The organism is Microbacterium testaceum, from assembly GCF_003075375.1.
GTDB lineage: Bacteria > Actinomycetota > Actinomycetes > Actinomycetales > Microbacteriaceae > Microbacterium > Microbacterium testaceum_E.
Window position 1 is genome coordinate 21,434 of sequence record NZ_QDFT01000025.1, and the last position, 26,058, is coordinate 47,491.

A 26,058-nucleotide genomic window follows, 5' to 3' on the forward strand; every position below is an offset into this window, starting at 1 on the left:
GTGCGCCGCCTGCTCGCCGCCGCGGTCGCCGCGGCCCTGCTGACCCTCAGCGGCTGCGCCGGGAACACGGCGTCCGATCGTCCCCTCATCGCGGTGTCGACCAACATCCTCGGTGACGTCGTGTCGCACCTCGTCGCGGACGACGTCGAGGTGCTGACGCTCATGCGTCCCGGAGCCGACCCCCACTCGTTCGAGATCTCGGCCGCCGAAGCAGCCCGCGTGCGCTCGGCCGACCTGCTCGTCGCCAACGGCCTGGGCCTCGAAGAGGGACTGCAGCAGCACCTCGACGCCGCCGCGGCGGACGGGGTCGCGACCTTCGTCGCCGGAGACGTCGTCGAGGTGCTCCCGTACGCATCGGCCGATGCGGGCGGTGCCGACGACCCGCACTTCTGGACCGACCCCGCGCAGATGATCCGCGTCGTGGACGCGCTCGAGCCGGTGATCCGGGGCCTCGACGGGGTCGATGCCTCCGCCGTGACCTCTCGGGCGGCCCAGTACCGCGCCCAGCTGCAGGATCTGGATGCCGAAATGACCGCCGCCTTCGCGGCGATCCCCGCCGAGCGACGGGCCCTGGTCACCAACCACCACGTGTTCGGCTACCTCGCCGAGCGCTTCGGATTCCGCCTCATCGGCGCGGTCATCCCCGGCGGGACGACGCTCGCCGCCCCGAGCACGAGCGACCTCGCCGACCTCGTGTCAGCGATCGACGAAGCGGGGGTGCCGACGATCTTCGCCGAGAGCTCCTCGCCCGACCGCCTCGTGCGCGCCCTCGCCGACGAGGCCGATCGCGACGTCGCGGTGACCGAGCTGTTCACCGAGTCGCTCACCGACGCCGCCGGCGGCGCCCCCGACTACCTGACCATGATGCGCGTCAACACGGAGCGCATCGCCACCGGGCTCTCGCCGTGACGAAGCCCCCCACCCGAAGAAAGAGGAACCCCATGAAAACCTCCCCCCTGCGCCGCGCGGGCCTGCTCGCGCTCGCGGTCGGAGCCACCGTCGGCCTGTCGGCGTGCGCCGGAGCGACCGCTCCGGGCGCTGCGCCCGCGGCATCCGCCCCCGCCGACACCGCCACCCGCGTCGCCCTGTCGTACCCCGGCGGGATCGTCGTGCTCGACGGCGACACCCTCGAGACCGTGGGCGAGGTGTCGAGCGAGGAGTTCACGCGCCTGAACGCCGCGGGCGACGGCCGCCACGTCATGGTCACCACGAGCGCGGGCTTCCAGGTGCTCGACGCCGGTACGGCCGACACAGACCCCGTGCTGACCGACCTGGTCTTCCCCGCAGCCAAGCCCGGACACGTCGTGACGCACGGCGGCACGACGGTGCTGTACGCCGACGGCACGAGCGACTCGACCATCTTCGACACCGATGCCCTGCTGGCATCCACTGACGCTCTTCCCGAGACGCGGACCGTCGCCGGTGTCGAGGCGCACCACGGTGTATCGATCGTGCTCGAGGACGGCACGTTCATCACCACGGTGGGCAACGCCGACGGGCGCAACGGCGTGATCGCCACGGACCCGTCGGGGGCGACCATCGCCGAGACCGCGGACTGCCCCGGCGTGCACGGCGAGGGAACGGCCCAGGACGAGGCCGTCGTGCTCGGCTGCGAGAACGGCGCGGTCGTCTACGCCGACGGCGCCTTCACCAAGCTGACCGCGCCCGACCAGCCCTACGGGCGCATGGGCAACGCATACGTCAGCGAGACCAGCCCGCTTGTCGTCGGGGACTACAAGGACGACCGGGATGCCGAGGGCTACCTGCTGCACCGCGTCGCCCTGATCGACACCGACGCCAAGACGCAGCGCGTCGTCGACATGCCGGCGGGGGCGGAGTACACCTTCCGCGACATCGCCCGCGGTCCCGGCGACCTCGCGTACGTGCTCGCCTCGGACGGGGCGATCCACGTGCTCGACCCGGCCACGGGGGAGTTCACCGACGCGTTCCCCGTGATCGACGCGTGGGAGGGCCCGGTCGAGTGGCAGGACGCCCACCCCGCGATCAAGGTGTCGGGCGACATCGCCTACGTCACCGAGCCGGCGAAGAACGCCGTCCACGCCGTCGACCTGACGACCGGCGAGGTCGTGACCAGCGCGACGCTGGAGCACACGCCGAATGAGATCGCGCTGACGAAGTAGCGCGCCGCGGGGCGCACCTGGGCTGGGGATCGCCGGGGTGCGCCTCGCCGCGCCGGGGTGCGCCTTCGTGCGGCGCGCCGCGCCCGCGCTCGCGTCATCGCACCGTTCTCGGAGAATCGCGCCGTTATCGGACGAATCCGGCCGGATCCTCCGAGAACCGTGCTCATGTCCGGGTTTCGCGACGGCGCCGGACGGCGCCGACCACCGGGAGCCGACCACCGGGCGCCGACCACCCGGCGCCGGCCGGCGCGCGACCCCCTACCGACCGCCCCGGTCGTACGCCACCTGCAGTGCCCCGCGCACCGCGCGGACGCCGGGGCGGTCGGCCGTTCCGCGGCGCACGGCCGTGAACACCTCGCGGCGCGGTTCGCCCGGCAGATCGACCAGCCGCACGGGCGGCGTTTCGCCCGCGAACACCAGGTCGGGGATCATGCCCACGGCATGACCGGATGCCACGAGCCGGGCGTGCGCCGTCAGATCGGCCATCTCGAACCGCACGTCGGGCTCGAACCCGGCGGCACGGCACTGCTGCGTCGCCCACTGGCGGGCGGCGGTGCCGACGGGCTCCATCACCCACGCGCGGTCGCGGAGGTCGTCGAGCCGCCGCGCCCGGTCGTCGCGCGCGACCGCGAGGCGGATGGCATCCCGCCCCAGCAGCCCGCGCTCGAGTCCCTCGCGGTGCTCGCGCGTGTGACCGGGGTACTGCTCGGCGACCGCGAGGTCGAAGCCGCGCGCCGCCACCTCGAACAGGCCCTCCTCGGGAGCGAGCTCGGCGACCTCGACCCGCAACTGCGGTTCGCCGGCGGCGAGGGCGTCGAGTGCGCGCGGCAGCAGCCCGTGCGCCGCGGACTGCATCACGGCCAGCCGCACGGGGGCGAGCGAGGGACGCATGCGTTCGAGTTCGGCGCGGGCGGCCTCGTCGGCGGCGAGCATGCGCGCGGCGTGCGCGGCCAGGGCGGCACCCTGCGCGGTGAGGCGTACCCGACGCCCGTCCGGCTCGAGCAACGGCACCCCGGCCTCTTTCTCGAGCAGGTTCAGCTGCTGCGAGATGGTCGACGGGCTGTACGACAGGGCGTCCGCGACGGCGGCGAGCGTGCCCCGCACGCTCAGCTCGTGCAGCAGGCGCAGGCGGCGTAGATCGAACACGGCATCCCTTCGGCTCTACCGAACAGTATGCATCGGTAATCATCGCTTTTCTCGAACGAACGCGAGCCTCATGCTGAGAGCATCCGAGGAAGGATCGCCATGTCGCTCACCGATGTCCCCGACACCACGTCCGGCACCACCCCCGCCGCACTCGTCACCCCCCACGAGCTCGCCGACGAGGCGATCGCGCTCGTCCGCCGCTGGCTCACCGAGAGCCGCGATGAGCCCGTCGACGCCGCTGCTCAGCGCCTCGCGGGCGTGCTGCGCGATGCGAACGGCCTGGACTTCACGGTCGGCTTCGTCGACGGCGTCGTCCGCCCCGAGGACGTGCGCGTCGCCGCCCGCAACCTCTCCGCCCTCGCCCCCCTGATCCCCGGATTCCTCCCGCTGCACCTCAAGGCCGCGATCCGCTTGGGTGCACTCACCGCGCCGATCCTGCCGCAGGTGGTCGTTCCAGCCGCCCGCACGGCGCTGCGCGCGATGGTGCGGCACCTGATCGTCGACGCGAGCGACCGCAAGCTCGGCGACGCCATCGCCGCCATCCGCGGGCGAGGCGACGGCATCCGCCTCAACGTCAACCTGCTCGGTGAGGCGATCCTCGGCAAGAAGGAGGCGGCGCGGCGCCTGGCCGGCACGCGCACGCTGCTCTCGCGCGACGACGTCGACTACGTCTCGATCAAGGTGTCGTCGACGGTCGCGCCGCACACGCCCTGGGCCTTCGACGCGGCGGTCGACGACGCCGTCGCGGCCCTGCGCCCGCTCTACCGGGTCGCGAAAGAGACGGGCACGTTCCTCAACCTCGACATGGAGGAGTTCAAGGACCTCGACCTCACCCTCGCCGTGTTCGAGACGCTGCTGTCCGAGCCCGAGTTCCACGGCGTCGAGGCCGGGATCGTCCTGCAGGCGTACCTGCCCGACGCCCTCGCCGCGATGATCCGCCTGCAGGAGTGGACGGCCGCGCGCGTGGCATCCGGAGGCGCCCCCATCAAGGTGCGCGTCGTCAAGGGCGCCAACCTGCCGATGGAACGCGTGGATGCTGACGTGCACGACTGGCCGCTGGCGACCTGGCCGTCGAAGCAGGCGACCGACGCGTCGTACAAGGCGGTGCTCGACTACGCGCTGCGCCCCGAGCACACCCGCAACGTCCGCATCGGCGTCGCCGGACACAACCTGTTCGACGTGGCCCTCGCCTGGCTGCTCGCCGAGCGCCGCGGGGTGACCGGCGGCATCGACGTCGAGATGCTCCTGGGTATGGCCACCGCGCAGCAGGCGGTCGTGCGCCGCACGGTCGGCTCGATCCTGCTGTACACCCCCGTCGTGCACCCGCAGGAGTTCGACGTCGCGATCGCGTACCTCATCCGCCGCCTCGAAGAGGGCGCATCGAGCGAGAACTTCATGTCGGCGGTGTTCGACCTCGACACCCACGCGGCGCTGTTCGCTCGCGAGCGCGACCGCTTCCTGGCATCCCTCGCCGACATGCCCGAGGGGGTCCCGGCGTCGCACCGCGTGCAGGACCGCACCGCGCCCGCCGCGCCGGCCCCCGCGCACGGGTTCCGCAACACCCCCGACTCCGACCCGGCGATCGCGGCGAACCGCGACTGGTCGCGCGCGATCGTGGCCCGCATGAAGGACTCGACGCTCGGCGCGCAGACCATCGCCGCCCACACCGTCACCGACGAAGCGGCGCTGAACACGCTGATCCAGGATGCCGCGGATGCCGCCGCCGCGTGGCGCGCGCTCGGGGCCGCCGGTCGCGCCGAGATCCTGCACCGCGCGGGTGATGCGCTCGAGGCCCGCCGCGCCGACCTGCTCGAGGTCATGGGCGCCGAGTGCGGAAAGGTGATCGAGCAGAGCGACCCCGAGGTGTCCGAGGCGATCGATTTCGCGCACTACTACGCCGAGCAGGCGCGCGGCCTCGAGACCGTCGACGGCGCGACGTTCACCCCGGTCGGTGTGACCGTGGTCACCCCGCCGTGGAACTTCCCCGTCGCGATCCCCGCCGGCTCGACGCTCGCCGCCCTCGCGGCCGGCTCCGCCGTGGTGATCAAGCCCGCGGTGCTCGCCGAGCGGTCGGGTGCCGTCATGGTCGAGGCCCTCTGGCAGGCGGGGGTCCCGCGCGAGGTGCTGAAGCTCGTGCAGGTCTCCGAGAACGACCTGGGTCGCCAGCTGCTCACGCACCCCGCCGTCGAGCGGGTCGTGCTGACCGGGGCGTACGAGACGGCCGAGCTCTTCCGCTCCTTCCGCGCCGACCTGCCGCTGCTGGCCGAGACGAGCGGAAAGAACGCCGTGATCGTCACCCCCAGCGCCGACCTCGACCTCGCTGCGAAGGACGTCGCGATGTCGGCCTTCGGGCACGCCGGACAGAAGTGCTCCGCGGCATCCCTGGTCGTCCTCGTCGGATCGGTCGCCCGCTCGCGCCGCTTCCGCGACCAGCTCGTCGACGCCGTCACCTCTCTCGAGGTCGGGATGCCGTGGGACGAGGCCTCGCGCGTCGGCCCGCTCATCGAGCCGGCGCACGGCAAGCTCCTGCAGGCGTTGACCTCCCTCGAGCCCGGCCAGCGGTGGGTCGTCGAGCCGCAGCGCCTCGACGAGGACGGCGCGCTGTGGCGTCCCGGCATCCGCGAGGGGGTGCAGCCCGGCAGCGCGTTCCACCGCACCGAGTACTTCGGTCCCGTTCTCGGGATCATGGCCGCCGAGACGCTCGACGAGGCGATCGAGATCGTCAACGCGATCGAGTACGGCCTCACCTCGGGCCTGCACGCGCTGGACGCCGCCGAGATCGACACCTGGCTCGCGCGCATCGAGGCCGGCAACGTCTACGTCAACCGCGGCACGACCGGCGCGATCGTGCAGCGTCAGCCGTTCGGCGGCTGGAAGAAGTCCGCCGTAGGCGCGGGCACCAAGGCCGGCGGGCCCCACTACCTGCACGGGTTCGGAGAGTGGACGGATGCCGCCTCCGCCGCCCCGCGCACCCCCGACGCCCTCGCCGCACCGGCGCTGGCCGCCGTGCCCGCCGCCGACCGCGACTGGCTCGCCGACGCACTCGCGAGCGACGCCGCCGCATGGGCCGAGGAGTTCTCGCTGGCCCGCGACGTGACCGGCCTGGAGTCGGAGCAGAACGTCCTGCGCTACGCCGCGGTCCCGGTGACCGTGCGCCTCGAGGACGCGTCGTCGTCCGCTCTCGTGCGGGTGGTCGCCGCGGGCGTGCGCGCCGGCTCGACGATCACCGTGAGCTGCGCCGCGGAGCTCGCGCCCGCCGTCCGCGCCTGGCTCGAGGGCGTGGGCGTGCGCGCGGCGGTCGAGGACGCCGCGGACTGGGCGCGCCGCGCCGCGCGCCTGGCCCGCACCGGTGGACGGGTGCGCCTGCTCGGCGGATCGACCGCCGCGGTGGCGGATGCCACGGGTGGTTCGCCCTCGGTCGCGGTGTATGCGGGCGAGGTCACCCGTGCCGGGCACGTCGAACTGCTGCCCTTCCTGCGCGAGCAGGCCGTGTCGATCACCGCCCACCGCTTCGGTACCCCGCGGCGGTACGCGGTGCCGCCGCTCGTCGGTCGCTGAAATCCGCGACGGGGCCGCTCCTTCGGGGGCGGCCCCGTCGTCGCTGCCGACCCGCGGCCTAGGCCGTTCCCGACGCCGCGACACGTGCGGCGGCGCGCCGCACCGACTCCGGCACCGGCGTGCCCGTCGCGGTCTGCGGCGAGGTGACCGGCTCGCCCGCGACGACCCGCAGCGGCAGCATCCCCGCCCACACGGTACGGTCCTCGCCGTCGTCGTCGACCTCGACGAGCGAGCCGGCGTTGTCCTTGACGCTCGCCTCGGCCAGGGGGACGCGCAGTACCAGGGTCGCGGCGATCTCGCGCGCCGTCATCGCGCGCACGTCGGCGCTGCGCCCCGGCATCAGGTGCTCGGACAGCAGGAGCAGCGCCGCCTCCTTCTGCTCCGGAGGGACGACGGATGCCACGCCGTGCACGACCGCGCAGAGGTACCGCATCGAGCTGTCGAAGAGGGAGCGGGCGTACTTCATCCCCAGCAGGTGCGTGATGGTGAGGCTCACCGGCGTCCCCCCGGCGATGCGGCGGAAGAAGTCGCTGCCGGTGGAACCGTGGATGAGCAGGTCATCGCCGTCGCGTCCGATCCCCACCGGGAGGGCGACCGGGCGATCGTCACGGACGATGGCCACGGTCGCGTACATGGCGGTGTCGACGATGTCGTACAGGGCCGCGCGGTCGGTGCGCTGGTGGTGGGCGCCGCGGCGCACGCGCGTCAGGGTGGTGAGGGGCAGTTCGGTGGTCATGGGTCGATCCCAGGCCATCGGCTGGTTCATCGTGTAGTCCGCTTCTGTGCGTGATCAGTGGACCAGTGACAGGATCGAGGCGTGATCGACGTCGGCATCCTGGACCGGAGTGCGCCCGCACCGCTGCACGAGCAACTCGCCCACGGCATCCGCGCCGCGGTGCTCGCGGGCCGCGTGCGCGCGGGTGACCCCGTGCCGTCGAGCCGCGCACTCGCGGCCGATCTGGGCCTCGCGCGCGGGACGGTCGTCTCGGCGTACGAGATCCTCGCGGGCGAGGGGTACCTCGTCACTCGACCGGGCGGCGGCACCGCCGTCGCCGAGGTGGCCCGCGCGGCGGTGCCGTCGACCGCGGTCGACACGGCACCGCTCGACCCCGTGGCACCGACGCCCCTGGTCGATCTGCGTCCCGGCCGGCCCGGGACCGCGGGCGTCGTCGACGCCGCCTGGCGCTCGGCCTGGCGTCGTGCGAGCACCCTCGACGTCGACTCCGACATCGGCGACGTCCTCGGCGACCCCGCCCTGCGCGCGGCGATCGCCGCGCACCTCGGACGCACCCGGGGCCTCGACGTCGCGCCCGACGACGTGATCGTCGCCGCGGGGACGAGCGACGCGATGCTGCTCACCCTGCTGGCCCTGGGGCAGCGCGGAGGCGCGTTGCGCGTGGGCATCGAGAACCCGGGCTATCCGCGGGTGCACCGGCTGCTCGCGCGGCTGGGCGCGCAGGCGGTGCCGATCGCGGTGCGACCGACCACGGGGCTCGACCTGGACGCCGTCGAGCAGTGCCACGATCTGGATGCCATCATCGTCACCCCGCATCATCACTACCCGCTCGGCAGTCGCCTGGATGCCGCCGCCCGCTCCCGGCTGCTGGACTGGGCGGCTCGCACGGCGACGGTCGTCATCGAGGACGACTACGACAGCGAGTTCCCGCACGGGCGGGTTCCGCTGCCCCCGCTGCACCTGCTCGACCCGGCGGGCGTCGTCCTGATCGGCAGCTTCTCGAAGGTGCTCAGCCCGGCGCTGCGCTGCGGGTGGATCGTGGCGACCGGGGCCGTCCGCGCCCGCATCGTCGCCGCGCGTGAGGACCTCGACCCGCCCGTCGGATCAATTCCGCAGCGCGCTCTCGCGCTGTACCTGGTCGAGGGGGCCCTCGCCCGCCATACCGCCCGCCGCCGCCGCGACTACCGGCATCGCCGCCGCCTGCTGCTCGAGGCCTTCGCCGGCGCCGAGGGCCTGACGCTGACGGCCACCGACGGCGGGCTGCACGCGGTGGTGCTGCTCGACGACGCCGCGCCCGGCGTCGAGGCCGAGGTGGTCGCCGCGCTCGCGGCGGACGGCATCGTGGTCGCGCCGCTCGCGGGCTACGCGGTGCCCGGGGTCGCCACCGACCTGCCCGCGGGCATCGTGTTCGGCTACGCCGCGCCGTCGACCCCCGTGTTGATGGATGCCGTCGACCGCATCATCGGCGCCGCCGGCGCCCTCGTCGGCCGGGGGTGCCCGTCGACCCGCCCCGCCGCCCCGCTTGACCCTGACACGGTGTGAGGGAGGAGAACGGAAGCATGTTGTCCATCGGAGCGTTCGCGCAGATCGGTCAGGTGACCCACCGCATGCTGCGGCACTGGGACACCGCGGGTCTGCTCGTGCCCGCGCACGTGGACGAGCGCAGCGGCTACCGGTCGTACGACCCGTCGCAGCTGGCGCGGCTGCATCGGATCGTGGCGCTGCGTCAGCTCGGCTTCGGCCTGGACGACGTCGCGCAGATCCTGGACGGGGGAGTGGATGCCGAGCGCATCGCGTCCCTGCTCCGCGAGCGCCGCGCCGAGGTCGAGCGCGAGCACCGCATCGCCGCCGCACGGCTCGTCGACGTGGAGCGGCGCCTCCACCTCATCGAAAGCGAGAAGCGCATGCGCGAGATCGAGATCGTCCGCAAGCCTCTGCCGGCCCTCCGCCTGGCGGCGCGGCGCCGACTGGTCGCCGACGGGGCCGAGATGGCCGAGGCCGTCGGCCCGACGTTCGACGCCGTCGCCGCGGTGATCGGCGCCGAGCGGGGAGCGCTCGACACCCCCGTCGCCCAGTACGCGGCCCGAGAGGACGGCACCGAGGTCGTCGCCGGATACGTCTACACCGGCCCCGCGCGCGACGGCGTCGAGATCGTCGAGCTCCCCGCGGTCGGCGAGGCCGTGTGCGGCATCCATCTAGGGTCCATGGACCGCATCGGCGAGAGCTGGCAGTCCGTCCACGCGCAGATCCTCGACCGCGGACTCGTTCCGTCGGGCCCGTGCCGGGAACTGTACGTGCGGGCTGTGTCCGACGACCAGGCCGACTGGGTGACCGAGTTGCAGCAGCCGGTCAGCGCTGCGGGACCGATCGGCTCTGCACCGGTCAGTTAGGCGAAGCGGACGGTTACGGTGCTCCGAGCCTCGGGGGTCCATACCTCGATGTCGACTTCGCGGTCGGTCAGTTTCAGAAGACCTTCGATGTCCGCCGTGTCCCCGAAGCTGATGGGTAGATCGACCCGTCGGGGCCGTTCTAGAGACTGATCGGTCAAGATGAGGGAATCCTCGGTGGCGTACAGAGCGATGTGGTCCTCATCGACCCAACATCCGATATCCGCCAGCCCGAGCGCGAGTTCGATGCTCTCGACGTCGAACCGCCCACGCTCTCTGAGCCCCGGCCACGCCAGCACCCGTGGAGACGATCGGCCTTGAGAGTTCACCACAAGGAGTTGGTCGCCGCGGGGATGTACGTCGGCAATGACTTCGTCCTCGGCGACAGGCAGCGCGGTCACTTCGAAGGTAGCCGCGTCGTTCCCCTTGACGCAGTGAAGGGTTCCCCCGTCCTGCCCTCGCCCGAGCTCCAGAAACACGAGTGCATCAGTGGGATGCGGAACAAACACCCCGGCGGCGTCATGTACGTGGATGAGACGCCGGGCCGCGATTGCTCCGGTTGTCGGATCGATCAGGGCGACGATGTGGCTGTCCTCCCTCGATGCGCTGACGACGACAGCGTCGCCGAGAAACGCCGCGGCGTCCGCGTGAAGTCCCGTCCGCAATAGTCCCGCGCGCGTGGAAATAAAGAGGCCGTCGCTCGTGGAAAGGGCAACCGAGCCAGCTGTGTCCGCTGCCAGAACCCGTGCCGGCCCGGGAAGGTGCAGCGGACGGCGATCGGTCTCCGTGCCGTACGAATCGAACCATCGGAGAAAACCATCGCGATAGTCGACGAACGATGTCGTCCCGTGCAGATCCTTTACGCGAACGGCGCCAATGAGACGCTTCCGCGTACAAAGGACAGTTGCATTCGTGAGCACACCGCCAGGCTAGAGCCCACCGCGGTTGAAGCGGATCGGTCGGTGTGCTCCCAGGTGGAGCACAACCGACAGGTGCCGCACCACCTCTGCAATGTGCTCCGAGCCGACGGCCTGTCCCGGTACCACGAGGGACGACGCTCAGCTTGAATTCACCACCTGATCGTGGAGCCACGGGAGACCCGCGTCCCGCACGTTCATCAGCACATTCGCGGCGACCGAAGCGACATCCTGCCCGTGGTAAACACGCCACCATTTGTCTGAGCCGTCACCCACGAGCGAACCGATACGCGTCGGCATTACGCAGCCGTAGATCGTAGAGCCCGAGGGCTTTTCTGGGTAGTACGGGTGCTCGACTCTAAGAGCGTTCCACTCGTCCTTGCGGACCACGCAGAGATTGATGGTGAACTGAATTTCTCGGCGGTCGCTATAGGCGGATTTTTGAAACGAGACGAGCGCCCAATGGGTGTTCGACTTCAGCGAGTAACGGCCGCCTGACCCGATCAGCCCTTCCGCTCGCAGCGCCGGTGAGATGCGATCGCGGATCAGCGCTGCGTAAAGATCTTGCGCGGGAACTGCTACGTCGTCCGTCGCCGTGACGCGAGGTCGCAACCTCCACGGCCAGAAGGACTCCGACGTGAGCGGCATGGCTCATTGTCGCATGCGAAAAAACGGTTCGGTTTCGCATCATACGAGGGCGTGGAGTCGCAATCTTCCGTGCGAAATGCAAATCCCTGCGGAATTGCACGCGACCTTCATGCACCAGTCATTCGGGTGTCAGGCGAGCGTCGCAGATTGAGGGTCCCCGCCTCGACCGGAAAGCCCGTCGTGCGGATGCCGATGACGCCCCGCGGCGTTGCGGGCTGAATCGTCCGTGTGTCGCGACGTGCATCCGCAGGACGACGGGGCGACGGACGCCGGAACCGGCGCCCCCGCGGCCTTCAGCCCTCGAGGATCTCGAGCGCCGCCATCGCGGCGTTCTGCCCGCCGATGCCGCTGACCGCCCCTCCGCGCTGCGCGCTCGAGCCGCACAGCAGCACGCGCGGGTGCGAGGTCGCCACGCCCCAACGTTCGGCGGGGGTCGTGGCCGGAGCCGAGAGCCACGGCCACGACAGCGCGCCGTGGAAGATGTCGCCGCCGACCATGTTCAACGACTCCTCGAGGTCACCGGTCGTGCGCGCCTCGATGCACAGCCGCCCGTCCGGCGCGCGGAAGATGCAGTCCCGCAGCGGCTCGGCGATCACCGACTCCAGCGAGGCCTGCGCGGCCGCGAGCAGCTTCGCGCCCGCCGCGACGGGGTCCATGCCGGCGATCAGCCGGTGCGGCACCTGCAGGCCGAACATCGTCAGGGTCTGCGCGCCGTCGGCCACGAGGTGGTCGCCCAGGATCGAGGGGTCGGTCAGCGAGTGGCAGTAGATCTCGACCGGCAGCGGCTCGGGGATGAGACCCCCGGATGCCGCGACGTACGCGGCATCCACCTGGGTCATCGTCTCGTTGACGTGGAAGGTGCCCGAGAACGCCGCCTCGGGGGTCACCGACTCGTCGCGCAGGCGCGGCAGGCGCGACAGCAGCATGTTGACCTTCACCTGCGCGCCCTCGGGCGTCTCGGCGCCGGTCGTCGCGCTGCCGCCCGCGGACAGCAGCGAGTCGAGCACGGCCCGCCCGACGCCGCTCAGGATGAGATCGCCGTGGAAGACCTCGGAGCGGTCGGTCATCGTGTGCACGTCGCCGTCGGGCGAGATCGACATGACCTCGACGCCCACGTAGATGTCGGCGCCGGCCTCGAGCGCGACACGTTCGAGTTCTTTCGTGACCGCGCCCATGCCGCCCACGGGGACGTCCCAGTCGCCCGTTCCGCCGCCGATCACGTGATACAGGAAGCAGCGGTTCTGCGCCAGCGAGGGATCGTCGGAGCTCGCGAAGGTGCCGATGAGGCCGTCGGTCAGAACGATCCCGCGCACCAGGTCGCTCTCGAAGGAGCGGCGCAGCAGATCGCCGAGCGGGCGGGTGGTCAGTGCGTCCCACAGCTCGTCGTCGCCCACCGCGGCGCGGATCTCGTCGGCCGTCGGCAGCGGTTCCGTCATCGTGGGGAACACCGCCCGGCCGAGCGGCGCGATGCGCTCGCCGAACGCCGCGAAGCGCTCGGCCTCAGCGGCGCCGGCCTCGCCCAGGGTGCGGGTGAACGAGGCGGCGGTGGCCTCGGCATCCTGGGTATCGATCAGGATGCCGCGCGCGGGATCGGCCGGATCGGGGGTGTACGACGAATAGCGCCGCCGCTTCAGGGTTATCCGCAGACCCAGGTCGTCGATGATCTTCTGCGGCAGCAGGCTCACCAGGTACGAGTAGCGCGACAGGCGGGCGTCGACTCCGCGCCAGGGGCGTTCCGACACCGCGGCGCCGCCGACGGCATCCGATCTCTCGATCACCGCCACCGAGCGCCCGGCGCGGGCGAGATAGGCCGCGGAGACAAGGGCGTTGTGCCCGCCCCCCACGATGACGACGTCGTACCGGCGAGTTTCCGAAGCGGTCATGGGCCCACGCTAACGAGGGGAAGGAATTCTCCGCAGGGGGTGGCGCACGTACGGTGGATGCCATGACTCTCGCCGCAGACCTGCTCGACCTCGCCGCGCGCATCGCCCAGGACGCCGGTGCCCTGGCCCACCGACGCCGGCAGGAGGGTGTCACGGTCGCCGCCACCAAGTCCGCCGCCGCCGACATCGTCACCGCCGCCGACCGCGAGGTCGAGGCCTTCATCCGTGCGGAGCTGGCGCGCGAGCGCCCCGACGACGGCTTCTACGGCGAGGAGTCCGGAGCCGAGGCGGGTACCAGCGGCATCACGTGGGTGGTCGATCCGATCGACGGGACCGTCAACTACGCCTACGGCATCCCCGCCTGGGCCGTGAGCATCGCCGCGGTCGAGGGATCCGCCGATCCGGCGACCTGGACGGCGCTGGCCGGTGCCGTGTTCAACCCCGTCACGGGCGAGCTGTTCCGCGCGTCGCGGGGCGGGGGAGCGTGGCTGGGAGCGCAGCGGCTGTCGGTCAGCGAGGTCGGTGACGCCGGTGGTCTGGTCGCCACCGGATTCGGGTACGACCCCGCGACCCACGGCCCGGCGCTCGAGCAGCTGTCGCGGGTGATGCCGATCGCGCGCGACGTCCGCCGCATCGGCGCGGCGTCGCTGGACCTCGCCTCGGTCGCGGCCGGACGCGTGGACGCGTACTACGAGAAGGGCACGCATCCGTGGGATCACGCGGCCGGTGCCCTGCTGGTCGAAGAGGCGGGGGGACAGGTCGGCGGCGCGCCGGGCGGCCGCCCCGGAAACGCCATGGTGATCGCCGCGAGCCCGGCGTTCTTCGCCCGGCTCGAACCGCTCCTCGCGTACCCGCGGGTGAAATGACGGTCGTTGTCATGGCATTCTCAGACCGCTCGGGGTAGTGTCTTTACCTGTTCGTTACTTTCCGCAACCCGAACCTGCGGAAACGGCCCAGCCCCCCAGCCCGAAGCCGTCGCCCCTGCGCGACACGACACGAGAGCCCCCGCGCGTTGCCCTCAGAAGCCTCCTCGACTGAGCCCGCCGTCACCCGGCGGTCTCGTCGCCCCCTCACCGAGCCCGCTCCCGAGACCGCACCCCGGCTGACCCGAGCCGAGATGCGCCGTCGCGCCGCGAGCGAGACCCCCGTCGCCACGATCGACGCTCCCGCCGCCAAGCCGGCCGACCCGGCGCCGATCGACGCCGAGGCCGCCTCGCAGCCCGAGCTGATCGAGAACGTCGCCGCCGCCGTGATCGAGACGGTGATCGCCGCGACCATCCAGCCGACCCTCACCGAGGTCGAGACGCCGGCCGCCGAGCCCGCCGACTCCCTCGACGTGACCGTCGTCGCCGAGCCCCGCTCGGACGAGGTCGCCGTCATCCTCCAGAGCGCCGACAGCGACGTGGCCACCACGCCGGTGTCGCTTCCCACCTCGCCCATCACCCTCCCGGTCACGCGCCGCTCGCGTCGCCGCCCGCAGGCCGAGGTCATCCTCGACAGCGGCGAGGCGTCCGCGCCCATCGAGGCTCCCGCCGCTCCCGTGCGCCCGGCGCTCGAGGCCCCGGGGGCCGCCTTCGGTCTGCGTGAGGCCGCCGCCGACGCCGCGACAGACGAGTTCGAATCGGCTGCGCGCCTGTTCGCGTTCACCGGCGAGACCGCCGTCCAGGCGCCCATCGCCACCCCGGCTCAGCCCGTCGTCGACGGCCTGCCCCCGGCTCCCCGCACGCGTCGCAACGTCCGCCGCATCGCGGCCACGTCGTTCTCCTTCGGCGTGATGGGCGTCGTCGGCCTGCTGACGGTCGGCATGACCATGCCGGTCAGTGCCCTCGCCTCCGCCAGCGGTACCGACAGCGTCACGGCCCCCGCCGAGACCGCCACGACCCGCCTCGCGGTCGGCGGCGACGTCGCCGCGGGCGACGGTCAGATCCAGGCGTACGTCGCGCCCGCCGAGGCCACCTCCGCCGTGGTCGACCGCGCCGACGGGTACAGCGCCACCACCTACGCCAAGATGGCGGCCGACTCCGGCATCACCAACCCCTCGAACTTCTACGTCAACGACCCGACGGCGCCCATCCAGTGGCCCTTCGCGGTCGGCGTGCCGATCACCTACGGCTTCGGCATGCGCGAGGGCGGCTTCCACGAGGGCGCCGACTTCGTCCCCGGCGAGGGCTCGCCCGTGCAGGCGATCGCCGACGGCACCGTGCGCATCGCGACCGAGCAGGGCGGCGCCTTCGGCGTCACCGTCCTCATCGACCACCAGATCGACGGACAGCTCGTGTCGAGCCGCTACGGCCACATGCAGTACGGCTCGCTCCAGGTCACCCAGGGCCAGCACGTCAAGGTCGGTCAGTTCCTCGGACGCACCGGCAACACCGGTCGATCGTTCGGTGCGCACACGCACGTCGAGATCCTGCAGAACGGCACGACGCCGATCGACCCCATCGCGTGGCTGCGTCAGCACGCCGGCGGGTGACCGATTGGTGCGAGAGTATCGAGTTCTGATATTCTCTTCTAGTTGCCCGGAGCGATCCGGGTACGCCCCGATAGCTCAGTGGCAGAGCACTTCCATGGTAAGGAAGGGGTCGTCAGTTCAATCCTGACTCGGGGCTCAAGGCATCCTCATTCGAATCCTGGATGCCGCGCGGCGGGGTAGCTCAGTTGGTGAGAGCGCACGACTCATAATCGTGAGGTCGCGGGTTCAAGCCCCGCTCCCGCTACGGATGAAGCCCCGGAGATCCGGGGCTTTCGTCGTTTTCGGGTGCCGCGGGCTCGGCCCGCGTCCCCGCCGAGGCGCGTCCCCGCCCGCGCCTCGCCCCGGCCGCCCTCCCCACGGTGCACAACGGCGGGGGATTTGGCCGACACGCCGGTGCGTCGGTGCAGACGGCGGCGTGTCGACGATGACTCCCGCCATTGTGCACGCCGACGGTTCGGGCGAGCACGGCTCCCGCCGCTGTGCACGTCGGCGGTTCGCGCGCGCACGGCTTCCGCCGCTGTGCACAACGGCGGGGGATTTCGCCGACACGCCGTTGCGTCGGTGCAGACGACGGCGTGTCGACGATGACTCCCGCCGCTGTGCACGCCGACGGTTCGGGCGAGCACGGCTCCCGCCGCTGTGCACGCCGGCGCTTCGCGCGCACGGCCTCCGCCGCGGTGCACAACGGCGGGGGATTTCAACGACACGCCGGTGCGTCGGTGCAGACGACGGCGTGTTGGCGACGATTCCCGCCATTGTGCACGCCGACGGTTCGGGCGAGCACGGACTCCCGCCTTTGTGCACGCCGACGGTTCGGGCGAGCACGGACTCCCGCCTTTGTGCACGCCGACGGTTCGGGCGAGCACGGCTCCCGCCGCTGTGCACGCCGACGGTTCGGGCGAGCACCGCTCCCGCCGCTGTGCACGCCGGCGCTTCGCGCGCACGGCCTCCGCCGCGGTGCACAACGGCGGGGGGTTTCAACGACACGCCGGTGCGTCGGGTGCAGACGACGGCGTGTCGGCGACGATCCCCGCCGTTGTGGACACGCCGGGGACCGCGGTGCGCGTCACGCCATCGTGTCGAGGATCCCCACGAGATCGTCGAACGTCGTGCGCGGGTTGAGGATCGCGAAGCGGGCGTTCACGCGACCGGCGTGGCTCGAGGGCGTGACGAAGGCGTGCTGGCCGTCGAGCAACTGCGCCGACCAGCGGTCGTAGTCCGCCTTGGTCCAGCCGACCCGTTCGAACACGACCACGCCCAGCTGGGGGCGGCGCACGAGCGTCAGGTCGGGGCGGCGGTCGATCTCTTCGGCGATGCGCTCGGCCAGGTCGATCGCCGAGGTGATCGCCTCGCGGTAGACCGCGGCGCCGTAGGTGGCGAGCGAGAACCACAGCGGCAGGCCGCGGGCGCGCCGCGTCAGGTGCGCCGCGAAGTCCGAGGGGCTCCAGTCGCTCGTCTCGGTGAGGGTGTCGAGGTACTCGGCGTGCTGCGTGTGCGCCCGGCGGCCGAGCTCGGGATCGCGGTAGATCAGCGCGCACGCGTCGAACGGGGCGAACAGCCATTTGTGCGGGTCGACGACGAGGGAGTCGGCGTGCTCGACGCCGGCGAAACGGTGCCGCGCGCGGGGCGACAGCATGCCGGTCAGGCCGTAGGCGCCGTCGACGTGCAGCCAGACGTCGGTGCCCGCGACCGCGCGGGCGACGTCGGCGATGTCGTCGACGATGCCGAAGTTGGTGGAGCCCGCCGTGGCGACCACGGCGAAGACGCTGTCGCCATGCTCGTCGAGCGCCGCGCGCACCGCGTCTCCGCGCAGCACGCCGTCCTCGCCCACCGGCACGCCGACGACCTCGACGTCCATCACGCGGGCCGCCGAGGCGATCGAGGAGTGCGCCTCGACGCTGCAGACCACGCGCCACGCGTCGGGGCGGGGCTTTCCGGCATCCGCGAACCGATCGCGTGCGGCCTCGCGCGCCGCGACGAGGGCCGACAGGTTGCCGAGCGTGCCGCCCTGCACGAACACGCCCCCGGCGCCCGCGGGCAGACCGAACTCGTTCGCCAGCCAGCGCAGCACCTCGTTCTCGGCGTGCACGGCGCCCGCGCCCTCGAGCCACGAGCCGCCGTAGAGCGCGCTCGCCGACACCACCAGGTCGAAGGCCGCGGCCGCCTTGGTGGGGGCGCTGGGGATGAACGACAGGTACCGCGGGTCGTCGGTGGTGATGCACGCGGGGGCCAGCACGTGCTCGAAGACGCCGAGCGCCTTGCGCGCACCGATGCCCTTCTCGTCGATGGTGCGTCCGGCCAGGCGGGTCAGCTCGGCGGCGGGCAGGGGCTTGTCGAGGGGGGTGTCCTCGGCGTTCAGCCGACCCCGGGAGTACTCGAGAACCATGTCGACGATCGCGCGCGTCTCGTCGCTGACCTCGTGCATGCGCGCGGCGGGGGAGTGGGTCATCGGGACCTCCGGGAGGGGGGATGCCGGCCCCGGCGGTGCGGTTTCGCACGGCGGGTCCGAGAGGGAGCGGCGCTCGAGGCGCGGGGCGACGGATCGTCGGACGTAGCTTATTCGTCCCCGCGCCGCGACCGGCTCGTGGGCGAGCCGGCGGACGGATTCGTCCCCGGCCGCGCCCGGATCGTCCGGACGCGCCGCGCGGATCCTTGCGAATCCGCCGGACCGGCGGCCGATTCGCGCGAGGGCTCCGCGCGGGCCCGCGGGCCGCGGACGCGCGTGTACCCCGCCCCGCCCGCCGCGGACGCGCGTGTACCCCGCCCCGCCCGCCGCGGACGCGCGTCCATCCCACTCCGCCCCCAGCGACTCGCGTCCACCCCGCCCCCAGCGACTCACGTCCACCCCGCCCCCGCCCGCTGGGACGGACGTACGCTGAATCGACGCCACACGGAAGGAAGCGATGTCGACCTCGAACCGTGCCGCGCGTCCGACGCTGCCGCTTCCGTGACGGCTCCTCCCGACCCGCGTCGCTGGCGGGCGCTGTCCGTCATGCTGATGGGGCAGTTCGCCGCTCTGCTCGACGTCAGCGTCACCAACGTCGCCCTGCCCTCGATCGGACGCTCCACCGGCGCCGGAGCGAGCGAGCTGCAGTGGATGGTGACCGGGTACGTCCTGGCCTTCGGTCTCGTCCCCGTCATCGGCGGTCGCCTGGGCGACGGACGCGGGCGCCGGCGCGTGTTCACGATCGCCGTGCTGGGGTTCGTCCTCGCGAGCGCCGCGGTGGGCCTCGCCCCGACCCCCGAGGTGCTGATCGCCGCGCGGGTCGTCCAGGGGCTGTTCGGCGGAATGATCGGTCCGCAGGTGTCGGGCTTCATCCAGAGCGTCTTCCCGGCGGGGGAGCGGGGGCGCGCGTTCGGCCGTCTCGGTCTGACCGTGGGAGCGGGCACTGCCCTCGGCCCGGTGGTCGCAGGGCTGCTGATCGCGGCGGGCGGCGAGGACGTCGGATGGCGTCTGGTGTTCTTCATCAACGTGCCGATCGGCATCGCGGCGGTGCTGCTGGCGCGGCGCTGGGTGCCGCCCGATGCGCCGGCCGCGGCGGCGGCGGGGCGGCTCGACCTGCTCGGGGCGGCCCTTCTGGGGGCGGGGTTGTTCGGCATCCTGTTCCCGATCGTCGAGAGCGGCCAGGCGGGCGGCGCGCCGGCCCTGCTGCTTCTCGTGCCCGCGGCGATCGTGCTGGCCGGCTTCATCCGTCACGAGGCTCGGTTGACGAGGGCGGATGCCGCGCCGCTGCTCGATCTGCGCCTGTTCCGCGTGCGGTCGTTCGTGACCGGCGTCGTGTTCGCCGTCGTGTTCTTCTGCAGCAACACCGGCATCCCGCTCGTCCTGGCGCTGTACTACCAGGACGGCCTCGGCTTCTCTGCCCTGCAGTCCGCCCTCGGCGTCACGGCGTACGCGGTCGGGACCGTCTTCGGCGCGCCCCTCGCGGGTCGGTTCATCTCGCGCGTGGGGCGCCCCCTGCTGCTGGTCGCGGTCGGGGTGTTCACGCTCGTGACCGTGCTGCTCGGCGTCGTCGTGCACGCGGCACCCGACGAGACCGATCCCGCCGCGGTCATCCTGCGACTGTGCCTGCCGCTGCTGGTGCTCGGCATCGCGGGCGGTTCGATCGTCACGCCCAACCAGACGCTGACGCTGGCCGAGGTGAACCCGGTCCGCGGCGGGGTCGCCGGCGGCGTCGTGCAGACCGCCCAGCGGGTCGGGTCGTCGATCGGACAGACGGTGCTCGGCACCGCCTTCGTGCTCGTGCTGACCGGCGTCCCGCGAGCCGAGGGTCCGGGGTCGCCGGCGGCCGATCCGGGTGCTTTCAGCGCCGCGCTGACCGTCGCGCTCGCCGTGTCGGTCGTGTTCTCGGGCGCCGCCCTCGCGCTCAGCGCGATCGAGGTGCGCCGTAATCGCAGCCGGTGAGGCTCAGTCCTCGTCGTCCCAGCGCGAGTGCGGTCGATCGTCGTCGTCGTCCTCGCGGCGCGCGCGTCGCGGCGCCGACCACTCGAGCTGGAAGCCGCAGTCGCGGCACTCATCGACCGCCTCGCCCTCGTCGAGCAGGGGGTGCATCGTGATCCCGCACGCGGGGCAGATCGGCTGCCGGTCGTCGGCGGGGGCGTCGGGGTAGGTCATATCGGCTTCGCTCCGGGCTGAGACGCCGGCGCGCACCCGCGGCCGACGCGGGATGCAACCCCCGCACCCGCCGTCGTGTTCCCGCCGCCGGGTCGCCGCGGCCCGCTAGCGTCGGAGCATGAACGCCGCCCGCCTCGGCCTCGGCCTCGCCGCCGTCGGCCGTCCCGCCTACATCACGACCGCGCGCGACGCCGACCTGGGCGACCCCGCCGGGCGGTCGATCGACGCGATGCGCACGCGGGCGCATGAGCTGCTCGACGAGGCGTGGGGTCTCGGCATCCGCTACATCGATGCGGCGCGGTCCTACGGGTACGCCGAGCAGTTCCTCGGGGCGTGGCTCGCGGCCCATCCCGAACGTCGCGGCGACCTGACCCTCGGGTCGAAGTGGGGCTACGCGTATGTCGGCGGGTGGCGGATGGATGCCGACGTCCACGAGCGCAAAGAGCACTCGGCCGCGATGTTCGACAGGCAGTGGCCCGAGACGCTCGACGCCCTCGGTTCGGCCCCCGACCTGTACCTTGTGCACTCCGTCACGCCCGACAGCCCCGTGCTCGCGGACGGCGTCGTGATGGCGCGCCTGCGGGCCCTGCGCGAGAGCGGGGTGACGGTGGGGCTGTCGACGAGCGGTCCCCATCAGGACGAGGTGCTGCGTACGGCCCTGGCCCTCGACGACACCCCGTTCCGCGCGGTCCAGGCGACATGGAATCTGCGCGAGTCGACCGTTTCGGACGCCCTCGCCGCGGCGCACGACGCCGGCTGGACGGTCGTGCTGAAAGAGGTGCTGGCCAACGGCGAACTGGCGACGGCAGCGCCCGGCGGCGACCTCGAGCGCGCGGCATCCGGGGTCTCTCCCGACGCCTTCGCGATCGGGGTCGCACGCGCCCAGCCGTTCGCCGACCTGGTGCTGGTGGGGGCGACGACGCGGGAGCACCTGCGCGCCGGCGCCGCCGCCGCGGCACAGCCGATCGATGCGGCCGTGCTCGCGGGGCTCGCGGTGGATCCGGTCGACTACTGGCGCGCGCGTTCCGCGCGGCCGTGGCGCTGAGGGCGGTCCTCGGCTCGCGACTTACGGGACGCACCTCACGTCGGCGACGGACCCCGACACGTTCGCCGACGACCCCGCAATGGCCGTGGCCAGCACCGAGCCCGACGACGAGCGCGCCTGCGCGTACCCCGCCGAGCGGGCGTTCGCGATCGATCGCACCGTGATGCCGGGCGCGTAGGTGCCGCACGTCGACCACGACACGCGCGTTCCCGACAGTCCCGAGCCGCTGTAGGCGCAGACGTTGCCGGTGGCGCAGCTGCCGACGGCGCGCTCGTTCTCGTCGGGCACGTCGATGCTCATCCCGAGCTCGGGCCAGTGGGCGTGATGGGAGTCGATGACCACGCCCCCGGGGATCTCGTCCAACGCCGCGGCGATGTCGGGGTGCAGGTCGGCGGTACCGCTCATCGGGGAGCATCCTCTCGGTCGCGTACGTCCCACAGGGCGTACTCGGTCAGGGACCCGGGGGGAAGGTCGAGATCGGTGTTCGCCTCGACCAGGGCCGACTCGAAACCGACGATACGGCCGGTGCCGGCCGAGATCAGAAGCGTGACATCCGCGTTCGACGGCGAGGACGGGAGGCCGCCCAGGCCGATCACCTCGCGGCCGATGCGGTCGCGGGTGGTGCCGAGCGCACGCAGGCCGGGGGCCTCGAGGACGGCCTGGAGCAGCGCGGACTGCTGGGCGTCGTCCAGCGTCCACTCGCCGAGGAGCGTGCGCGCGCCGATGATCGCGTCACCGGCGGTCAGCTCGCCCTCGGCGCCGACGGATGTGCGCAGCAGCTCCCGCATCGCGTCGGCGGTGGGGGTCGGGGGCGCGGGCGACAGCGGTCGGAACTGGTTCTGCACGTACCGCGATTCGGCCACGACCGTGCCGGGCGCGGGTTCGCCGGCGGGGACGGTGTCGCCGTCGGCATCGGTCGCCTCGGCGGCCGTGGTGACGATCGAACCCGAGAAGTTCTCGTTCCAGCGCAGATCGACCCACTCGCGACGGAACACGGTGGCCTCGGCGCCGTCGGGTGACGCGCTGAAGTACCACCCGAGCGACAGGGAGCGGCGTTCGGCCATCACCCCGTCGTCGTCCCGCGCGAGCTGCGCCCGCGCGGCGGCGACCGCCTCGGCGGGGTCGGCCGGCGAGGAGGTGTAGACGAGGGGAGTGGGAGTGAGGGCGGATGCCGAGGGTGCCGGCATCCACAGCACTCCGGTGACGATGGTGAGGATGACGACGACGGCGGCGGCGGCCGACGTCCACGCCAGCAGGGGGCGGCGCCGGGCGGCGGAGCGACGTCGTGCCACGGGGGGTCGCCCGACGATCTCGCGCAGACGCCGCTCGGCGTCGAGGGGGATCGGTGCGTCGGCGGGCGTGCGCGCGGGGTCGAGGCGCCGCATGACGCGGGCGAGCTCATCGTCGTTCATCGCCCACCCCCTCGGCGGGCACCGGGGCGGCCTGCAGCAGGGGGCGCAGCTTGGCCCGCGCGCGGTTGAGCCGCGTCCACACCGCGCCCGAACTCATGCCCATCACGATGGCGACCTCGGCGGCGGGCAGCTCTTCCCAGTACGTCAGCCAGAGGATCTCGCGCTCGGCCTCGGGCAGGGCCCGCATCGCCTCGAGCAGGTCGCGGACCCGTGCCGGCTCCGACTCGCTCGCGAGGGTGCGGACGTGGTCCTCGATGTGCGTCCACAGCGCCCCCTCCCGTTCTCGTCGTCGATACTCGTTCGCGATCAGGTTGCGCGCGGTGCGGTACACCCACGGCAAGCCGAAAGGATCGCGCGGGTCGCGCTTGCGCCACGCGATCTCGAAACAGTCCATCGTGAGGTCGGCCGCGGCCTCACGGTCCGACACCCGCCGCTCGATGAAGCGGAGGACGGCATTGTGATGCTCGCGGAAGAAGGCCACGAAGTCCTGCTCGTCGGTCACGGGCGGACGACTCCGCTCGATCGCAAGGGCTGTGTCGCGCGCGGCGGAAACCTTACGGCGGAGGCCACGGAAAAAACTTTTCGGGTCGCTGTAAGGATCGGGGCGCGGGTGACACCGCACTGATGGGGGTGGGTGTCGTCTCCGGCTTCGAGATGGCACCCATACGCCCGTCGGGAGATGTTCGGGACTGACATCGACGGGCGAGGGGGTGCACCGCATGGGGGCGGTGCACTCCCTCGGATCCTCGTCATGGCATCCAGGATGCCAGAGGGCGGCGTCGCGCCCGGATCGTCGCGAGACGCGGCGTCACTCGCCATCGACGATGAGGTTCGTGATGCGCGCCGTGGCGACGAGCCGATCCTCGTCGTCGACGACCCGCACGTCGTAGGTGGCGACGCGCCGGCCGCGGTGCGCGGGCGTGGCGACGGCGTGGATGCGCCCGTCGCGGGCGCCGCGGTGGTGGGTGATGTTCAGATCGACGCCCACGCACACCTTGCCGAGCGTCGAGGCGTGGATCATCGCCGCCCACGACCCGACCGCCTCGGCGAGCGCCGCCGTGGCGCCGCCGTGCAGGCGGCCGAGCGATTGCGTGTTACCGGTGACGGGCATGGATGCCGACACCCCGTCGGCCGACTGCGCGGTGACGACGATGCCGAGGCGTTCGTCGAGGGCTCCGGGGACGATCGTCCAGGGGGTCATGGCGGCTCCTTCCGCCGTCCTCTTGTCGGACGGGCGTACCTCTGACACTATTACTGAACGCTCGGTCGGTAACAGGTGCCGTCGAGTTCGACCCTGCCCCACAGAACGACGGAGTTCTCATGGCCTCGCAGACAGCGGCGTCCACCCGTGCCACCACGACCGGAATCTCGCGAGAGGAACGGCGCGTGCTCGCCGGGACCCTCGTGGGCACCTCGATCGAGTGGTACGACTTCTTCATCTACGCCCAGGCGGCCGGGCTCGTGCTCGCGCCCCTGTTCCTCGCCCCTCTCGCCCAGACCGACCCGGCCATCGCGCAGGTGCTGTCGTTCGCGACGATCGGCATCTCGTTCCTCTTCCGCCCCCTCGGCGCGATCGTGGCCGGCTATCTGGGCGACCGCCTCGGCCGCAAGAAGATGCTCGTGCTGACGCTCATCATGATGGGCGTGTCGACGGCCCTCATCGGCGTGCTGCCCACGTACGCCGCGATCGGCGTGGCGGCTCCGGTGCTGCTCATCCTGCTGCGCGTGCTGCAGGGCTTCTCGGCCGGTGGCGAATGGGGCGGCGCCGCGCTGCTCTCGGTCGAGCACGCCCCCGTCAACCGTCGCGGATACTTCGGCGCGTACCCGCAGATCGGCGTCCCGGTCGGCATGATCCTCGCCACGGCGACGCTGTGGGTCCTCACCTCGTCGATGTCGGCCGAGGCGTTCCTGGCCTGGGGATGGCGCGTGCCGTTCCTGTTCTCGATCGTGCTGATCGTCGTCGGGTACGTCATCCGTCGCGCCGTCGAGGAGAGCCCCGTCTTCGAGGACCTCGTGCGCCGCCGCAAGGAATCGTCCGCACCGCTCGGCCAGCTCTTCCGCAAGAACTGGCGTCAGGTCGTCCTGACCGCGCTGGTGTTCATCGGCAACAACGCCGCCGGATACCTGCTCATCGCGTTCTTTGCCACCTACACGGTCACCGTCCTCGGGCTCGAGCGTCCCACCGTGCTGCTGGCGACGACCCTGGCATCCTTCGGCTGGCTCGGGTTCACCCTGTGGGGCGGCCGCCTCTCAGACACCCTCGGTCGTGTGCGGACCTTCCAGCTCGGCTACCTGCTGCTGGCGATCTGGGCCGTGCCGATGTGGTTCCTCATCGATACCGGGAACATCGTCTGGTACTTCGTCGCGTTGTTCGTGATGACCCTCGGCCTGGGGCTCTCGTACGGCCCGCAGGCCGCGCTGTACGCCGAGATGTTCCCCGCCAACGTGCGCTACTCGGGCGTCTCGATCGGCTACGCGCTCGGCGCCATCCTGGGCGGCGCCTTCGCCCCCATGATCGCCGAGGCGCTGCTGCGCTCGACCGGCGCCTCATGGACCATCGGCGCCTACATCGCGGTCGCGGCCCTGGTGTCGCTCGTCGCCGTCTCGCTCATCAAAGAGCCGAAGGGCGTCGACCTGCGCGCCTGATCGGTCGCGCCCCCGGGGCTCCGCGCGTCGCGCGGGGCCCCTTCGCGCGTCGTGCGTGCTCTCGTGCGCCGCTTCAGGGCGAAACCGCCGGTCGTGTGATGTGGCGTCAGCGCATCCGCCGTCAGGACGTGCGCAGGCCGTCGAGCGCGATGCGCACGATGTCGGCGCCGAGTCGATCGCCGTCGACCCCGCCGCCGGGCCGGTACCACTCCACGACCGAGTTGATCATGCCGAACAGCAGGCGCGCGGCGACGGCGGCGTCGACGTCGTCGCGGACCTCGCCCTCGGCCTGCGCCGCGGCGACGAGGGCCGTGACGCGATGGTCGAAGACGCGCCGGCGCTCGAGCGCAGCCTGCTCGACCGCGCTGTTGCCGCGCACGCGCAGCAGCAGGGTCACCGCGGGCAGCTGCGCGACCAGGACGTCGGTCGCGCCGGTGAGGACGAACCGCAG

The 26,058-nt window shown here is 72.3% G+C and carries 21 protein-coding genes, 2 tRNA genes and 1 pseudogene; 12 read left to right on the top strand and 12 right to left on the bottom strand.

Translation table 11 applies throughout. The annotated features are described in order from the left end of the window. Together aztC and aztD are read left to right on the top strand one after the other, a co-directional pair. A complete protein-coding gene (gene aztC / locus DC432_RS10700) occupies nt 1-909 on the top strand; it encodes a zinc ABC transporter substrate-binding protein AztC (protein WP_116537884.1) in 909 nt (302 codons plus the stop codon). 32 nt (nt 910-941) lie between these two features. Then, a complete protein-coding gene (gene aztD, locus DC432_RS10705) occupies nt 942-2,141 on the top strand; it encodes a zinc metallochaperone AztD (RefSeq protein WP_116537885.1) in 1,200 nt (399 codons plus the stop codon). Between the two features lie 258 nt (nt 2,142-2,399). Here aztD and DC432_RS10710 read toward each other — a convergent pair whose 3' ends face one another. Next, nucleotides 2,400-3,287, bottom strand: a complete 888-nt coding sequence (locus DC432_RS10710; RefSeq protein ID WP_116537886.1) for a LysR family transcriptional regulator — start codon at nt 3,285-3,287, stop codon at nt 2,400-2,402. A 99-nt stretch (nt 3,288-3,386) separates the two neighbouring features. Here DC432_RS10710 and DC432_RS10715 point away from each other — a divergent pair, with 99 nt between their 5' ends. Beyond that, on the top strand, nt 3,387-6,845 hold the full coding sequence (locus DC432_RS10715; protein ID WP_116537887.1) for a bifunctional proline dehydrogenase/L-glutamate gamma-semialdehyde dehydrogenase: 3,459 nt from the start codon (nt 3,387-3,389) through the stop codon (nt 6,843-6,845). Between the two features lie 58 nt (nt 6,846-6,903). Here DC432_RS10715 and DC432_RS10720 read toward each other — a convergent pair whose 3' ends face one another. Beyond that, nucleotides 6,904-7,581: a pyridoxamine 5'-phosphate oxidase family protein gene (locus DC432_RS10720; RefSeq protein ID WP_116537888.1), complete on the bottom strand. Its 678-nt coding sequence runs from the start codon at nt 7,579-7,581 to the stop codon at nt 6,904-6,906. Between the two features lie 81 nt (nt 7,582-7,662). On the opposite strand from DC432_RS10720, the gene DC432_RS10725 reads away from it, so the two are divergent. Both DC432_RS10725 and DC432_RS10730 read left to right on the top strand, forming a co-directional pair. Beyond that, nucleotides 7,663-9,123, top strand: coding sequence for a PLP-dependent aminotransferase family protein (locus DC432_RS10725; protein ID WP_116537889.1), 1,461 nt, complete (start codon nt 7,663-7,665; stop codon nt 9,121-9,123). A gap of 17 nt (nt 9,124-9,140) precedes the next feature. Continuing rightward, the gene (locus tag DC432_RS10730; protein WP_116537890.1) at nt 9,141-9,971 is read left to right on the top strand and encodes a MerR family transcriptional regulator; all 831 of its coding nucleotides are present in this window, start codon (nt 9,141-9,143) and stop codon (nt 9,969-9,971) included. On the opposite strand, the gene DC432_RS10735 is transcribed toward DC432_RS10730, so the two are convergent. The 3 genes from DC432_RS10735 to DC432_RS10745 all read right to left on the bottom strand — a co-directional run bounded on the left by DC432_RS10735 (nt 9,968) and on the right by DC432_RS10745 (nt 13,416). Beyond that, on the bottom strand, nt 9,968-10,888 hold the full coding sequence (locus tag DC432_RS10735) for a hypothetical protein (RefSeq protein ID WP_133177923.1): 921 nt from the start codon (nt 10,886-10,888) through the stop codon (nt 9,968-9,970). The two genes, DC432_RS10730 and DC432_RS10735, sit on opposite strands and share 4 nt — an antisense overlap. Before the next feature lie 138 nt (nt 10,889-11,026). Then, nucleotides 11,027-11,533 (bottom strand): DUF4304 domain-containing protein, encoded by a 507-nt coding sequence (locus tag DC432_RS10740; RefSeq protein ID WP_116537892.1) that lies wholly within the window; start codon nt 11,531-11,533, stop codon nt 11,027-11,029. Between the two features lie 293 nt (nt 11,534-11,826). Beyond that, nucleotides 11,827-13,416 (bottom strand): phytoene desaturase family protein, encoded by a 1,590-nt coding sequence (locus DC432_RS10745; protein ID WP_116537893.1) that lies wholly within the window; start codon nt 13,414-13,416, stop codon nt 11,827-11,829. A 62-nt stretch (nt 13,417-13,478) separates the two neighbouring features. Here DC432_RS10745 and DC432_RS10750 point away from each other — a divergent pair, with 62 nt between their 5' ends. From DC432_RS10750 to DC432_RS10765, 4 genes are all read left to right on the top strand, one after another. After that, nucleotides 13,479-14,282: an inositol monophosphatase family protein gene (locus DC432_RS10750; RefSeq protein WP_116537894.1), complete on the top strand. Its 804-nt coding sequence runs from the start codon at nt 13,479-13,481 to the stop codon at nt 14,280-14,282. 251 nt (nt 14,283-14,533) lie between these two features. Then, nucleotides 14,534-15,889: a M23 family metallopeptidase gene (locus DC432_RS10755; protein ID WP_207770805.1), complete on the top strand. Its 1,356-nt coding sequence runs from the start codon at nt 14,534-14,536 to the stop codon at nt 15,887-15,889. A 64-nt stretch (nt 15,890-15,953) separates the two neighbouring features. Further along, nucleotides 15,954-16,025: transfer RNA gene (locus tag DC432_RS10760), tRNA-Thr, on the top strand. Nucleotides 16,026-16,059: 34 nt separating this feature from the next. Next, a tRNA-Met gene (locus DC432_RS10765) sits at nt 16,060-16,133 on the top strand. An 822-nt stretch (nt 16,134-16,955) separates the two neighbouring features. Here DC432_RS10765 and DC432_RS10770 read toward each other — a convergent pair. Continuing rightward, nucleotides 16,956-18,338: a pyridoxal phosphate-dependent decarboxylase family protein gene (locus DC432_RS10770; RefSeq protein ID WP_116537895.1), complete on the bottom strand. Its 1,383-nt coding sequence runs from the start codon at nt 18,336-18,338 to the stop codon at nt 16,956-16,958. 498 nt (nt 18,339-18,836) lie between these two features. On the opposite strand from DC432_RS10770, the gene DC432_RS10775 reads away from it, so the two are divergent. Beyond that, on the top strand, nt 18,837-20,294 hold the full coding sequence (locus tag DC432_RS10775; protein WP_116537896.1) for an MFS transporter: 1,458 nt from the start codon (nt 18,837-18,839) through the stop codon (nt 20,292-20,294). A 3-nt stretch (nt 20,295-20,297) separates the two neighbouring features. Here DC432_RS10775 and DC432_RS10780 read toward each other — a convergent pair whose 3' ends face one another. Then, complete coding sequence (locus DC432_RS10780) at nt 20,298-20,504, bottom strand: zf-TFIIB domain-containing protein (RefSeq protein ID WP_116537897.1); 207 nt, start codon at nt 20,502-20,504, stop codon at nt 20,298-20,300. Between the two features lie 118 nt (nt 20,505-20,622). Between DC432_RS10780 and DC432_RS10785 the strand changes: the two genes are divergently transcribed. Next, nucleotides 20,623-21,549, top strand: a complete 927-nt coding sequence (locus DC432_RS10785) for an aldo/keto reductase (RefSeq protein ID WP_116537898.1) — start codon at nt 20,623-20,625, stop codon at nt 21,547-21,549. 21 nt (nt 21,550-21,570) lie between these two features. Here the strand turns inward: DC432_RS10785 and DC432_RS10790 are convergent, their stop codons facing one another. The 4 genes from DC432_RS10790 to DC432_RS10805 all read right to left on the bottom strand — a co-directional run bounded on the left by DC432_RS10790 (nt 21,571) and on the right by DC432_RS10805 (nt 24,162). Continuing rightward, entirely contained in the window at nt 21,571-21,954 is a 384-nt protein-coding gene (locus DC432_RS10790; protein WP_108320253.1) for a peptidase inhibitor family I36 protein, read from the bottom strand. Beyond that, nucleotides 21,951-22,961, bottom strand: a complete 1,011-nt coding sequence (locus DC432_RS10795) for a hypothetical protein (RefSeq protein ID WP_116537899.1) — start codon at nt 22,959-22,961, stop codon at nt 21,951-21,953. Before DC432_RS10795 ends, DC432_RS10790 begins: the two co-directional genes overlap by 4 nt. After that, the gene (locus tag DC432_RS10800) at nt 22,948-23,463 is read right to left on the bottom strand and encodes an RNA polymerase sigma factor (RefSeq protein ID WP_165801250.1); all 516 of its coding nucleotides are present in this window, start codon (nt 23,461-23,463) and stop codon (nt 22,948-22,950) included. Before DC432_RS10800 ends, DC432_RS10795 begins: the two co-directional genes overlap by 14 nt. Nucleotides 23,464-23,769: 306 nt before the next feature. Then, entirely contained in the window at nt 23,770-24,162 is a 393-nt protein-coding gene (locus tag DC432_RS10805; RefSeq protein ID WP_116537901.1) for a PaaI family thioesterase, read from the bottom strand. A gap of 119 nt (nt 24,163-24,281) precedes the next feature. On the opposite strand from DC432_RS10805, the gene DC432_RS10810 reads away from it, so the two are divergent. After that, entirely contained in the window at nt 24,282-25,607 is a 1,326-nt protein-coding gene (locus DC432_RS10810; protein ID WP_116537902.1) for an MFS transporter, read from the top strand. 121 nt (nt 25,608-25,728) lie between these two features. Here DC432_RS10810 and DC432_RS10815 read toward each other — a convergent pair. Then, a pseudogene (locus tag DC432_RS10815) lies at nt 25,729-26,058 on the bottom strand (TetR family transcriptional regulator); the annotation flags it as partial.

Excerpts from the sequence above, each read along its gene's own strand:
- aztD (WP_116537885.1), top strand. The coding sequence starts at position 942 with ATGAAAACCTCCCCCCTGCGCCGCGCGGGCCTGCTCGCGCTCGCGGTC.
- DC432_RS10715 (WP_116537887.1), top strand. The coding sequence starts at position 3,387 with ATGTCGCTCACCGATGTCCCCGACACCACGTCCGGCACCACCCCCGCC.
- DC432_RS10720 (WP_116537888.1), bottom strand. The coding sequence starts at position 7,581 with ATGACCACCGAACTGCCCCTCACCACCCTGACGCGCGTGCGCCGCGGC.
- DC432_RS10730 (WP_116537890.1), top strand. The coding sequence starts at position 9,141 with ATGTTGTCCATCGGAGCGTTCGCGCAGATCGGTCAGGTGACCCACCGC.
- DC432_RS10740 (WP_116537892.1), bottom strand. The coding sequence starts at position 11,533 with ATGCCGCTCACGTCGGAGTCCTTCTGGCCGTGGAGGTTGCGACCTCGC.
- DC432_RS10745 (WP_116537893.1), bottom strand. The coding sequence starts at position 13,416 with ATGACCGCTTCGGAAACTCGCCGGTACGACGTCGTCATCGTGGGGGGC.
- DC432_RS10750 (WP_116537894.1), top strand. The coding sequence starts at position 13,479 with ATGACTCTCGCCGCAGACCTGCTCGACCTCGCCGCGCGCATCGCCCAG.
- DC432_RS10755 (WP_207770805.1), top strand. The coding sequence starts at position 14,534 with ATGCGCCGTCGCGCCGCGAGCGAGACCCCCGTCGCCACGATCGACGCT.
- DC432_RS10770 (WP_116537895.1), bottom strand. The coding sequence starts at position 18,338 with ATGACCCACTCCCCCGCCGCGCGCATGCACGAGGTCAGCGACGAGACG.
- DC432_RS10780 (WP_116537897.1), bottom strand. The coding sequence starts at position 20,504 with ATGACCTACCCCGACGCCCCCGCCGACGACCGGCAGCCGATCTGCCCC.
- DC432_RS10785 (WP_116537898.1), top strand. The coding sequence starts at position 20,623 with ATGAACGCCGCCCGCCTCGGCCTCGGCCTCGCCGCCGTCGGCCGTCCC.
- DC432_RS10790 (WP_108320253.1), bottom strand. The coding sequence starts at position 21,954 with ATGAGCGGTACCGCCGACCTGCACCCCGACATCGCCGCGGCGTTGGAC.
- DC432_RS10795 (WP_116537899.1), bottom strand. The coding sequence starts at position 22,961 with ATGAACGACGATGAGCTCGCCCGCGTCATGCGGCGCCTCGACCCCGCG.
- DC432_RS10805 (WP_116537901.1), bottom strand. The coding sequence starts at position 24,162 with ATGACCCCCTGGACGATCGTCCCCGGAGCCCTCGACGAACGCCTCGGC.
- DC432_RS10810 (WP_116537902.1), top strand. The coding sequence starts at position 24,282 with ATGGCCTCGCAGACAGCGGCGTCCACCCGTGCCACCACGACCGGAATC.